10 protein-coding genes are annotated in these 12005 nt (G+C 73.4%); 6 read left to right on the top strand and 4 right to left on the bottom strand.

The genetic code is table 11. The features are described 5' to 3' along the window. Positions 1–30: 30 nt before the first annotated feature. Positions 31–1674 carry a peroxidase family protein gene (locus HD593_RS20775; RefSeq protein ID WP_185103809.1) on the bottom strand — a complete coding sequence of 548 codons (1644 nt, stop codon included), beginning with the start codon at positions 1672–1674 and terminating at the stop codon, positions 31–33. 85 nt (positions 1675–1759) lie between these two features. Next, on the bottom strand, positions 1760–4480 hold the full coding sequence (locus tag HD593_RS64410; RefSeq protein WP_185103808.1) for a CHAT domain-containing protein: 2721 nt from the start codon (positions 4478–4480) through the stop codon (positions 1760–1762). A gap of 106 nt (positions 4481–4586) precedes the next feature. Here HD593_RS64410 and HD593_RS20765 point away from each other — a divergent pair, with 106 nt between their 5' ends. From HD593_RS20765 to HD593_RS20755, 3 genes are read left to right on the top strand one after another with little or no spacing between them, the layout of a single operon-like run. After that, a complete protein-coding gene (locus HD593_RS20765) occupies positions 4587–5915 on the top strand; it encodes a S8/S53 family peptidase (protein WP_185103807.1) in 1329 nt (442 codons plus the stop codon). 29 nt (positions 5916–5944) lie between these two features. Continuing rightward, positions 5945–6541 carry an RNA polymerase sigma factor gene (locus HD593_RS20760; RefSeq protein ID WP_185103806.1) on the top strand — a complete coding sequence of 199 codons (597 nt, stop codon included), beginning with the start codon at positions 5945–5947 and terminating at the stop codon, positions 6539–6541. Then, entirely contained in the window at positions 6534–7007 is a 474-nt protein-coding gene (locus HD593_RS20755) for a PDZ domain-containing protein (RefSeq protein WP_185103805.1), read from the top strand. Before HD593_RS20760 ends, HD593_RS20755 begins: the two co-directional genes overlap by 8 nt. Positions 7008–7064: 57 nt before the next feature. Here the strand turns inward: HD593_RS20755 and HD593_RS20750 are convergent, their stop codons facing one another. After that, complete coding sequence (locus HD593_RS20750; RefSeq protein ID WP_312903573.1) at positions 7065–7661, bottom strand: TetR/AcrR family transcriptional regulator; 597 nt, start codon at positions 7659–7661, stop codon at positions 7065–7067. Positions 7662–7751: 90 nt separating this feature from the next. Here HD593_RS20750 and HD593_RS20745 point away from each other — a divergent pair, with 90 nt between their 5' ends. The 3 genes from HD593_RS20745 to HD593_RS20735 all read left to right on the top strand — a co-directional run bounded on the left by HD593_RS20745 (position 7752) and on the right by HD593_RS20735 (position 10716). Next, a complete protein-coding gene (locus tag HD593_RS20745) occupies positions 7752–8957 on the top strand; it encodes a cytochrome P450 (protein ID WP_185103804.1) in 1206 nt (401 codons plus the stop codon). A 93-nt stretch (positions 8958–9050) separates the two neighbouring features. Next, the gene (locus HD593_RS20740; protein WP_185103803.1) at positions 9051–9680 is read left to right on the top strand and encodes an RNA polymerase sigma factor; all 630 of its coding nucleotides are present in this window, start codon (positions 9051–9053) and stop codon (positions 9678–9680) included. After that, positions 9667–10716, top strand: coding sequence for a CU044_5270 family protein (locus HD593_RS20735; protein WP_185103802.1), 1050 nt, complete (start codon positions 9667–9669; stop codon positions 10714–10716). The genes HD593_RS20740 and HD593_RS20735 overlap by 14 nt, the downstream gene beginning before the upstream one ends. Here the strand turns inward: HD593_RS20735 and HD593_RS20730 are convergent. Continuing rightward, entirely contained in the window at positions 10673–11719 is a 1047-nt protein-coding gene (locus tag HD593_RS20730; RefSeq protein ID WP_185103801.1) for a hypothetical protein, read from the bottom strand. The genes HD593_RS20735 and HD593_RS20730 overlap by 44 nt on opposite strands. Between the last annotated feature and the right edge of the window lie 286 nt (positions 11720–12005).

The following is a 12005-nucleotide window of genomic DNA, read 5'->3' as shown; positions in this document are numbered from 1 at the left end:
CGGGCGCTCGCCCGCCCTTCCGGTTTCGTGTCACTGCACGCGGTTCAGCAGGACGGGGTCGTGGTCGAACGCGTGCAGCAGGAGGTGGGCCATGGTGAACCGGCCGCCCGGCGAGAGCAGGTCCGGTCTCCAGCCGGGCCGGCGGACGATCGAGTGCCGGCTGCCCTCCATGGCGCGGTGCATGACCTCGGCGACGATCCGGCCGCCGACACCGGTCAGCACCCCGCCGTTGATCTCCGCCTCGCGCAGGACGTAGAACCAGAGCGGCGTGTGGTCGGCGATCCGGCTCCGGTCGTCGCCGCTGAGCCCGCTCAGGTCGGCCCCCCGCTCGCCGTCGAGGATGTCCCGGGCGCTCAGCGGGCTGAGCTTCGTGTACTGCTGCATGAACCGCGCCGCCTGCTGCCCGGTGGCGAGCCGCACCATGTCGGCTCTGACCAGGTTCCTGAAGGCCAGGTTCCGCTGGATCCGCGCCGGGATGCCGTCCGCGAGCCCGCCGCCGAACGTGCCGGGCGGGAGCTGCCCGAGGAAGCGGCCCAGCAGCGTGTCGATGCGCTTGGCGCGGTTGAGGCCGCCGGCCGGCGGGGCGAACGCGGGCCCGGCCTCGCCGTCCCCGGCCAGATCGAACAGCCTCCGCCAGTCCGGGATCCAGTTGGACGGCAGCCGGTTGTCGCCGTTCAGCTCGCCGCCGGTGCCGGAGAAGGTGAAGAGCCGGTCCAGGGTCGCCGGTGTTCCGTCCTGGTTGAAGACGCTGTTCCACTCGTAGCCGTCGCGCACCATGCTGTGCCCGATCCGGAACGCGGCGATCGAGAACTCGATCGGCATCGTGGGCAGCCGTCCCGGGACCGCGGTGGCGTACCGGCTGCCGTTCCCGTACGGGTCGATCGGGACCTCGAAGAGCTGGCGGCCGTGGGTGAAGACCTCGTCGAGGATGGCGGGGTCCACGATCCTGGGCAGGTAGTCGTGGCGCAGCACCCACTGGTAGTGCAGGACGACCCGCTCCCGCGCCTTGTCGAACAGCAGCGCGCTCGGCGTGCCCTGGCTGACCAGGTCGTCCACGATCCGGTTGTGGAAGCGTACGAAGGCCAGGTGGATCTGGGCCACCGCGAGGTTCTCGTCGTTGCGCGGGTCCGGGATCAGCGGTTCGCCGCTGCCCCGCACCCTCGCCAGGTCGAACCCGTCGAACTCGCTCAGGTCGCCCACGCCGGCGGTGCGGCCCGTGCGCAGCCGCACGCCGTCCGGCTCGTAGCAGGCGGCGCTGTCGGGGTGGCCGGGGCCGAAGCCGTAGAGGGAGTCCAGGTCGAGGGCCGGGGAGCGGCCCTGCATGAGCTGCTCGACGGTGACCCGCTCGCCGAGGGTCCTGTCGGTCACGTCCTTGGTGAGGTCGTGGTCGACGAACTGGCCGAGGTAGGTGTAGCCGGCGGGGATCGCGGAGTCCGGTTGCTCGTCCTGCTCGTCCTGGCTGTGCGGGACCATGGCCGCGGCGAGCCGCTCCGCCAGCGACGTGTCCACGGGGCCGCCGGCCGGATCGGGGCCTTCCTGGGGGACGAGGCGGGAGAAGCGGAAGTGCCGCAGCTCCTCCCAGGTCGACGGCTGCCGGCGGCTTGCCCCCGCGTCGGGCTGGTAGATGGTGCCCTCGTCGGAGAGGTAGTAGTCGCTGCGCTGGTGACGGTTCATGTGCGGTCGGCTCCTTCTGGGATCGCAGTCGCGAGCGCGCCTAACCCGCACCAGAGCAGGCGGGTGTCCCGTTGATACCGGCCGGTCAGCCGGGCACGGTCGAGTCCGCCCCCATGCAGACGAACCCGGCCGCCACCGCGTACGCCGCCAGGTCCTCGCCCGCCACCTGCTGCTGTGCCTGGGCGAGCGCGGCGGCCGTGGAGTGGCCGGCGGCCAGCAGCTTGTGCAGGGCGATCATGAGGGTGGTGCTCTCGACGTCCAGGATGGACAGGACGGGGGCCACGATGGTGCGGGTGCCCAGGGCCAGGAACGTGGCGCTGAGACCGAGCAGCTCGTCCCCCGGGCGGACGACGAAGCGGCCGCTGTCGCAGGCCGCCAGGATCACGATCTCCGGCGGGTGGCGCAGGCGTTCCAGGTCGTAGACCGTGAGCGGGCCGTCGGCCAGGCGGAGGGAGGAGAACAGGGGGTTGGTGGGGTGCACGTGGCCGTGCGCGGCGATGTGCGCCAGCCGGGCGCCGTCCAGCCCGGCCAGCACCGCCTCCGTGCCCGCGGCCTCGTCGACCAGGGCGGGCACGGAATGGATGGAGGCCACCCCCTCGGCCTCCGCACGTGCGCCGGGCAACCCGGGCCCCGCCGCCGCCAGCACCGGCCTCCCCGCCACCGGCATCGGCCTCCCCGCCAGTACCGGGCTCGCCGCCGCCGGCACCGGCCCCTGCGCCTCACCGGCCGGTCGCGAGGTCGCGCCTGCCTGGTTCCCGGTGTGCCACAGGGTCGCCGAGGGCGACAGACTCAGCGGGCGGCCCGCGCACGACGGCAGCACCGACCACGGCAGGGCCTGGACGGGGCCGCTGGGGACCAGCACCAGCGGCCGGTCCCCCACGTCGGCGGCGAGCGGCCGCATCAGCAGCCCGTCCAGCCGCTCCGCGGTGCCCCGCAGCAGCAGCTCAGCGGCGTCCTGGCTGCCCGGCAGCGACTGCCGCCTGGCCATCCGGCGCAGCGCGAACGGCACGCGTTCGACGAGCGCGCGGATGGGCCCCAGCGGCCCCAGCTCCCGCAGCCGGACCCGCCCGTCCACCACCGTGATCGCGTACATCACCTCATCGACGTGCACGAACTCCACGAGCGCCCGCTCCCCCAGCGCCCGCCCCAGCTCCCGGGGCGGCACCGGCGCCGCGAGCGCGGCCCCTTCTGCGTGGTGGCGGCAGTAGTCGCGGATCTCCCGCTCCAGCCTGACCTGCCGCTCCGTCAGCACGGTGATGTCCTCACCGGCGGCGCGCCGCCGGCCGAGGTCGGCGACCACGATCCGGAGCTGGTCCAGCGCCCCGGCCAGCCGCGGATCGTTCGGCGGCCGGGCCGGCTTCATCAGCAGGTGCCTGGCCCGGCCCTGCTCCGCCCAGGCCAGCACCTCCTCGGGCCGGCCGTCGCCCAGCGCCATCCGCAGCCCCAGCTCGGCCGCCCCGACCCGGAACCCGGACGCGTGCGCCCGCAGATCGGTCGCCCCCAGCGTGGCGCGATGCTCGTCGTGCACGCGCAACGCGGTCCGCAGCGCGCTCTTGGCGCCCCGCCGGTTGCCCCGGGCCAGCCGTACCAGCGCCTCGGCGTGCCAGGCGGCCACGCGCTGGATGGCGGGGCCCCGCAGCCGCCGCCGCGCGGCCAGTTCGAGCTGCCGCTGGGCGCGCTCGCTCCAGCCGCGTTCCATCGCCAGCCTGGCGGCGAGCATGCGGGCCTCCACCTCGGAGGAGAGCAGGCGGGCCGCGGCCAGCTCGGCCGCGCACCGCTCCACCCGCCCCACGCTGACCCGGTGAGTGCCCGCCGCCGCCGACGAGCTCAGCGCCACGAACCTGGCCACCACCGCCCACTCCGGCCGGTGCTGCCGGCCGAAGCCGAGCGCCGCGCGGCGGGCCTCGCGCACCGCCTGCTCGTGGTCGCCTTCCAGGTACGCCGTGCGCGCGAGCAGCAGCCGGGCCTCGGGCACGCCCACCGTGCGCTTGCGCCGCGCGAACTCGGCCAGGGTCTCCTCGGCCGCCTCCCTGGCCTCCGCGACGAGCCCGGCCGACAGCAGCAACTCGGTCCTGTCGGCCAGCGTCCAGCAGAGCTGGTGCGTGTCGAGCCTGCGGAAACGCCGCTCGGCCAGGTCGAGGTAGCGCAGCGCGGCCGGCACCTCGCCGCGCAGTGCGCTGATCCAGCCGAGGTTCTGCCAGGCGATGGCCAGGGACAGGTCCAGGCCGAGACGCCGGCACAGCCGCTCCGCCTCGTGCAGGTCGTGCTCCGCCGCGGCGAACTCGTTGCGGAGCCCGTGCACGATCCCGCGGTTCGACAACACCCGCTGCAACCACAGGTGGTCCCCGGCCTGGATCAGGGCGGGAACCGCGAGGCGGTAGGCGGCCAGCGCCTCGTCCGGCCTGCGCAGGTGGTTGTGGATGACGGCCCGCTGGGCCTCCGCCCTGGCCCTGCCGGCGCCGCGCAGATCGGGCAGCGCCCGGTCCACCTCGGCCAGCGCCTGGTCCATGCGGCCGCGTACGCACCAGACGAAGGACAGGCGCAGGCGCGCCTCGGCGGCCAGCTCCGGTGACCCGGCTCGCTGCGCGAGCCGGATGGACTCGCGCAGGTGCCGGGCGGCGACGTGCAGGTCCGTCACGTGGAACGCCGCGATGCCCAGGGCACGCGCCGCCACCGAGGCGAGCGCGAGGTCGCCTTCGTCCCGCGCGCGCCGCGCCACGCCGGCGGCCACGACCATCAGGCGGGCAGGGTCGGACTCGGCGAGCCGCAGCAGCTCCGCGCCCGGATCGGAAGGGCTCTGACTCACTCACGGGAGTGTGCCGTGAAAACGGCCCCGTGTGATGTATCAGGCGGGCGACAACTGCTCTCTGTTTTCCGGCGCGCGCTATCACCACACCCCAAGGGAGACAGCGATGGCCGACTACAACGTGGTCAGGCGCCGGATCGAGGCGTTCCGCAGCGACGAGATCGTGCTCGACCCGAAGGACCTGCGACAGGTACGTCAGAGGCTCGACGCGCTCCAGATCACGATGACGTTCCTCGCCGCCAGCGCGCGGCTGGGCCTGCACCGGTACAGGCTCGGCGGGATCGCCGCCGGCGTCGGGTCGCTCGGTCCGGGGCTGGTGGAGCGGGTCAGGGCGGCGGCCGCGGGCACCTACATGGAGGGCGAGACGCCCTCTCCCCTGGACCTGCTGCTGTTCCATCTCCGCGAGGCCTCGGCCGCCGCGCACCAGGGGTACCAGCCGGTGGTGGCGAAGGTCCGGGTCTACGAGAACATCGAGGGCTCGCCGTACAGCGGGGGCAGCGTCGGTGATCCCCGGCCCGTCGCCGCGTTCGGCCTGCCGGCGCGATCGGACTCGACCCGGCGGCGGCCCCGGATCGGCATTCTGGACACGCCGCTGCATCCGCACCCGAAGCTGGCCGGGCGGTACCTGCTCGGGTCCCCCGGCGCGCTGCTCACCGAGGAGCAGCAGCAGGTGTCCTTCAGCGGGCACGCGATCTTCGTCGCCTCGGTGGCGGCGGCGCAGGCGCCGGACGCCGAGTTCGTCATCTACCCCGTGCTGGACGCGAAGAAGCTGACCACGAGCTCCTGGGAGCTGGCCACCACGATGGTCGGCGCGCTGGACGACGACCTGGACATGATGATCATCGCGCTGGGCGGCGCCACGGCCGACGGGCGGGAGCCGCTGATCCTGGCCCGCGCCTGCGAGCGTACGAGCGGCATCGTCAAGGTGGCCGCCCTCGGCAACAACGGCCAGGACAAGGCCGCGGCGCCCGAGGGCACCCAGTTCTCCGAGCTGCCCCCGAACACGCCGATCTGGCCGGCCGCCAGCTCCACGGTGATCGCGGTCGGCGCCAGGAACGAGGCGGGCGACGCGGCGGCGTACTTCTGCCCGACGCTGGAGGAGGCGCCCTGGACCGACTGCACGGCGCCCGGCGTGAACCTGCCCGGGTTCTTCCTGCCCGGCCAGGTCTGGATGGCCGAGCTCGACGTGGTGGCGGGCGTGGTCAAGGTGACGGACCGGTCGGCCGTCTTCCCGGCCCCCGGCCACGCCACGTGGAGCGGCACCTCGTTCGCGGCCGCGTACGCCGGCGGCGCCATCGCCCAGAAGGCCTACAGCCAGGGAGTCCCGGTCCGGGAGCTGGCGGACAAGCTCTTCTGGGAGGACCCTGATAGGGCCCCGACAACGTACGACTCCGCCCCACCCGCCGGTCTCGACATCGTGCGGTTCATGAAGTGACGGCGGAGGCGTCTGCTAAGGACCTGCCCATGCCGGAGGATTTCGCGGTGGACGCCCTGGTCATCCGCGCCCGCGCGGGTGACCAGGGCGCGTGGGACCGGCTCGTCGAGCGGTACGCTCCCATGCTCTGGTCGATCTGCAGGGCGTACGGCCTGGACCGCCGGGACATCGACGACGTCGCCCAGCACGTGTGGATGCGGGCGGTGGAGCACCTGTCGCGCCTGAGAGCCCCGGAGCGGCTGGGCTCGTGGCTGGCCACGACGACGAAACGCGAGTGCGTCCGCGTCCGCAGGGCCAGGCGCAGGCTGGACACCGCGGAGTACCCGCTCGACGCCGCCACCACCGCGGACGACCAGGGCGACGACATCACGCGGGCGGTGGAGGAGGCCGAGCGCAACGCCGTGCTGCGCGCGGCCTTCGCCGAGCTGTCGCCCGGCTGCCAGCGGCTGCTGTCGCTGCTCATGCTGGAGGTCTCCTACACCGAGATCTCCGCCCGGCTCGGCATGGCCGTGGGCAGCATCGGCCCCACCCGATCGCGCTGCCTGGCGAGACTGCGCGCAGACGCGGCGCTGTCCGCCCTGATGAGGGCGGACATGGAGGTGCGGGAAGGTGATAGCCATGTCTGAGGCGTGGGACGACCACGAGCTGCTCGCCCGGCTCCGCGCGGCCATCGAGGCCGCGGAAGCCGTCCCGCGCGATTTCGTCGAGGCGGGGAAGTCGGCGTTCGCCTGGCGGGAGATCGACCTCGACATGGAGCTGGCCGAGCTCGCCGAGCTGACCTACGACTCGGCCATGCATCGCGAGGAGGAGGCGGCGGCCCTGCGCGCGGACTCCGCCGTGCTGCGGGCGCTCACGTTCGCCGCCACGCAGCTCACCATCGAGCTGGAGATCACCGAGGGCGCCCTGCTCGGCCAGGTGGTGCCGCCGCAGGCGGGGGAGATCCACGTGCAGGGCGGGGCCGGCAACGGGGGGCCGCTGGAGATCGACGACCTGGGCGTGTTCGTCATCCGCGGCAAGCCGGACGGGCCGTTCCGCCTCCACTGCCACACCCACACGGGGCTGGACGTGTCGACGAGCTGGTTCACGCTGTAGGTCGTGCCGGCCACGCCGCGGGGGCCGGCACGTGATCAGGCCACTCCCGCGCGGCTGTCAGGTGTCCTCGCGGTAGAGGGCCACGAGCAGCGGGCGGGTCAGGGCGGCCATCTCGGCGGGCGGGCAGGGGCAGCCGCGCCGGAGCCAGTCGGTGGCGACGCTGAGCAGGGCGCCCGCCGTGAAGGCGGCCGGGACGTCGTGCGGGATGTCCGCGGCGCGGTCGAGCAGGCCGGCGCCGGTGCGGTTGGCGTACACGGTCACGGTGGCGCGGTGGCGCAGGTGGTCCATGACGCGGGCGCTGCCCTGCGGGCCCAGCACGCTGCGGTAGAGGCCGGCGTGCTCGGCGAGGTGCGCGAAGAAGGTCAGCAGCGTGTCGGACGGCACCCCGGCCGGGCCCGGCGCGGCACGGCCGGGGATGGCGTCGATGAGCTCGTCGATCATGGCCGTGCAGGCGGCAGCGGCCAGCTCGTGCACGTCGCGGTAGTGGTCGTAGAACGTGGAACGGCTGATCCCGGCCCGCTCGGCGACGTCGGCCACGCTGATCCTCGACAGATCCCGGTGCTGGACGAGCTCGATCAGGGTGGCCCGCAGAGCCGCCTTGGTGCGACGCACCCTCGGATCGGCCTGCTCCTCGCGGTCTCTGGTGGTCGTCACGCACGTCAGTGTAGTGTCCCGGACAATTGAAGGTTAGGCTACAGGTGTAGGGAAGTTGTGTTTGCAGGACACCATGGTGATGGGAGAGCCTTGACCACCGACTCCACCGCGACGCTCCAGACCGCCCGCACTTGCCCGTTCGGCCCGCCGGAGCAGCACCTGCGGTTCCTGCGCGAGCAGCCCGTCGCCAAGGTCGCGCTGGCCACGGGGCGCGAAGCCTGGGTGGCCACGCGCTACGAGGACATCCGCACGATCCTGAGCGACCCGCGGTTCAGCGCCGACCGCCGCCACCCCAACGCGCCCCGCCTGAGCAGCGCCGACGGGCAGATGGCCGCCTCACCGCTGCCGAAGATGCTGCTGGAGATGGACCCGCCCGAGCACACCCAGGCCCGCCGCATGGTGATCGGCGAGTTCACCGTCCGCCGCATGGCCGCGCTGCGGCCGCGCATCCAGCAGATCGTGGACGACCACCTCGACGCCATGCTCGACGGCCCGCGCCCCGCCGACCTGGTGACGGCGCTGGCGCTGCCGGTGCCGTCTCTGGTGATCTGCGAGCTGCTCGGCGTGCCGTACTCCGACCACGACTTCTTCCAGGTCCACTCGGCGCAGCTGCTCAACCGCGCGGCCACCGAGCAGGAGCGGCAGCACGCCGTCCTGGAGCTGGTCGTCTACCTCGACAAGCTGATCACGGCCAAGGAGCAGGAGCCCACCGACGACCTGCTCGGGCGCCAGATCCTCAAGCAGCGCGAGAACGGCGAGGCCGACCATCTGGCGCTGCTCAGCCTGGCGTTCCTGCTGCTGATCGCCGGGCACGAGACCACGGCGAACATGATCTCGCTGGGCACGTACATGCTCCTTCAGCACCCCGAGTCGCTCGAGGCGCTGCGCGCCGACCCCGGCAAGACCGCCGGCGCGGTGGAGGAGCTGCTGCGGTACTTCACCATCGCCGAGCTGGCGATGGCGCGGGTGGCGCTGGAGGACGTCGAGCTCAGCGGCACCGTGATCCCCGCCGGGTCCGGCGTGCTCATGCTGGCCAACGCCGGCGACCGCGACCCCGAGGCGTTCGAGGACCCCGAGCGGTTCGACATCGACCGTGACGCCCGCAGCCACCTCGCCTTCGGCTTCGGCCCGCACCAGTGCCTGGGGCAGAGCCTGGCCCGGGTGGAGCTGGAGATCGTCTTCACCACGCTGTTGCGGCGCCTGCCCGGGCTGCGGCTGGCGGTGCCCGCCGAGGAGCTCTCGTTCAAGGACGACTCCACCGTGTACGGCATGAACGAGCTGCCCGTCACCTGGTAACCGGCCCGTGCCCGGAGCCCGCCTGCCGTGCCGGGATCGCAGGCGGGCTCTGGAGGCGTGAAGAAGGATGCGGGGGTCGGGCAATCAGTGCCGATGACCCCCATGGAAAGGCTGCCGGTGCATGCCCCTGATCCCTCTCCCTCCGTACGCACGGCGGAGGAGACGACCGACGCGTCGATCATCGAGCGGTCCCGCCACGAGCCGGAGCGGTTCTCGGTGATCTTCGACCGATACTTCACGGCGATCCACCGGTACGTGGCCGCCCGGCTCGGTGCGGGCGCCGCCGACGACGTCGCCTCCGAGACGTTCCTGGCCGCGTTCGACCAGCGGGACCAGTACGACCTGGCGTACCCGAGCGCGCGGGCCTGGCTCTACGGCATCGCGACGAACCTCATCGGCCGCCACCGCCGCGCCGAGATCCGCCTCTACCGTGCGCTCGGGCGCGCCACCGGCCCCGGTGACGTGGAGAACCACGCCGACCGGGTCGCCGACCGGGTGAGCGCGCAACAGCTGAACCCGGCGCTGGCCAAGGGGCTGGCCGGGCTGTCCGAGGGAGATCGCGACGCGCTGCTGCTCGTCGCCTGCGCCGAGCTCAGCTACACGGAGGTGGCACGGGCCCTGGCCATCCCGACCGGCACCGTGGGCTCGCGCGTCACCCGGGCCAGGCGCAGGCTCCGCTCGGCGCTCGGCCTGCCCGCACAGGAGGTGGATGATCGTGGATGAGCTGCGGCAGCTCAAGGATCGCCATGACGCCATGCCGGAAGCCGACGATCAGGTGGTCGCGCGGGCGCGCGCCCGCCTGCTCGCCCACCTGAGCGCACCCCGGCCCCGGGCCGGCGGGTCTCGCCCCCGGGTGTTCGCCCGCCCGCCCGGTCCCCGGGTCCGGCCTCGGCTCGGGTGGGTGGTGGGTCTGGGCGCCGCGGCGCTCGCCGTGGTGCTGGTCGCGGTGATCACGACCATGACCGCGACCCGTGAAGGCTCCACGCCTGTGCAGGCGCAGCCGCCGGCCACCCCACTCCGGCTGGGCCCGGTGGCCAGCGCCGAGGACCTGGCCGGCAACGCGGCGGCGCTGGCCGCCGCCGCCCCTGATCCCGTGCCGGAGCCCGGCCAGTGGGCGTACGTCAAGAGCCGGAACGTCCTCCAGCAGTCGAAGACCAGGACAAGGACGCACGAGCTGTGGCGGCGGGCGGACGAGAAGCAGTTCGCCTACCTGGAGGACGGGGAGCTGAAGGTGGTGGACGGCTCCGAGTTCGAGGTGACCTACCCGTACCTGCTCTCGCTGCCGACCGACCCGGCCGCCCTGCTCGCCAGTGTGTACGCGGAGGTCGACGCCCAGCATGCCCGGCGCCAGGAGGAACGGCGCGGCGGCCGCGCCACGGTGCCGCCGCTGACCCAGGAGCAGCGGCACACGTACGCCTTCCAGCACATCGTGCAGGGCATGCGGGACGCCGTGCTGCCCCGCACACTCCGCGCGGCCATGTACGGCGCCCTGGCGAAGATCCCCGGCGTCCGGTACGAGGCCCGGGCCACGGACCTGGCCCGGCGGCCGGGGGTGACGCTGTACCGGGTGCACGAGGGCTACCTGCGGGACGAGATCTTCGTGGATCCGGACACGTACGAGTACCTGGGGTACCGCACGATCGTGGTCCGGGACTTCGAGCAGCCCGGCGCGTACTACTCGGTCAGGAAGGGGCAGCTCCTCGGCTGGGGCAGCGTCATCGCGAGCGGGGTCGTGGACCGGCCTGGCCTGCGCCCGTGACGGTCTCGCCACCCCGGCGGGCGTCCGCCGGGGTGGCGAGGCCGCCGCCTCGGCGGGCAGCCGTCAGCACGGCGCCGCACGCCACGGTGGTGAGGCCGGCCAGCAGGGCGGCGGCGCCCAGGGTCAGCAGGTCGGGGCTGGTGAGGGGCTGGGCGCGCAGGGCCTGCCAGGTGACCAGGGCGACGAGGCCGACGTACCCCAGGGCGGCGACGCCGATCAGGCGGGCCCGGGTGCGCTCGTCGCGCAGGATCGGGTGGCGGGCGGCCAGCCAGGCCAGCAGGAGGGCGAGGAGCAGCATCACCTGGAAGCCGTGCAGGGCGACGAAGTGGGGGACGCGCAGGTCGCCGCCGGTGGTGCTCCACTGGGTGATCGGCAGCCCGGGGCCGCCGTCCGGCACGCCCACGCTGTGGCCGCTCCCCAGGGGGACCGGCACGCCGTCGGTCGTCAGCCCCGTGTGGGGCTTGCCCTGGAACGGGATGAGGAAGCCGAGGAGCATGCCGCCGACGGCCAGGAGGAGTCCGGCGTGGATGGCGCGGCTCGCCGCCCGGTCGGGCCCCACCCGCTGGACGGTCAGGATGATCGCGAGCACCAGGTTGGCCAGCATCATGCTCATCACGCCCAGGCCGAAGACGCGCTGGACCGCCTCCTCGAAGGGCTCCGCCGTGTCGTTGAAGTGGCTGAACGTGCCGCGCGCGGCCTGGACCGCCACGATCCCGACGTCCACGAACGCCGCGACCGCGAAGACCGTGGCCAGCCCGGAGGTCCACCGCCTGCCCCGGTGCGGCAGGGACAACATCCAGGCCAGGGTCGTTCCGTAGATCGCCAGCGACACCGCGAACTTGAACGGCTTGAGCCAGACGGGCGCCCCCTGCAGCACCCGGTCGTCGAGCACGAGCCCCGCCAGCGACACGGCGAGCAGGACCAGCATCGAGGCCACGAACAGCATCAGCGGCCTGTGCCACTGCGCCACCTGGCGGCGCAGCGCGTGCGGTGCGGCGGACATGAGGACCCTCCCTGGGGGACGAGGTGACGTCCGCTCCAGGGTCCGCTCCGGGCGCCGCGATCACATTCCCGCGCGCACCCCAGGTCGTACGGGGGTCAGCACCACCATGATGTTGACGCGAACCGGATGAAGGGATACGTTCCGGTAGATTTCACGGTTGTCCAAGGGAAATCCGGTGAGATGCCGGTGCGGACGCGCCACTGTATCCGGGACGCAGATCCCGGGAGCCAGGTCGCTTGGCGGCCGTGACCTCGCTGAATGGGACGCGTCAACCCTGAGGAGGATC

It is taken from the genome of Nonomuraea rubra, from assembly GCF_014207985.1.
Classification (GTDB): domain Bacteria; phylum Actinomycetota; class Actinomycetes; order Streptosporangiales; family Streptosporangiaceae; genus Nonomuraea; species Nonomuraea rubra.
This window is presented reverse-complemented; position numbering and strand designations above follow the sequence as displayed.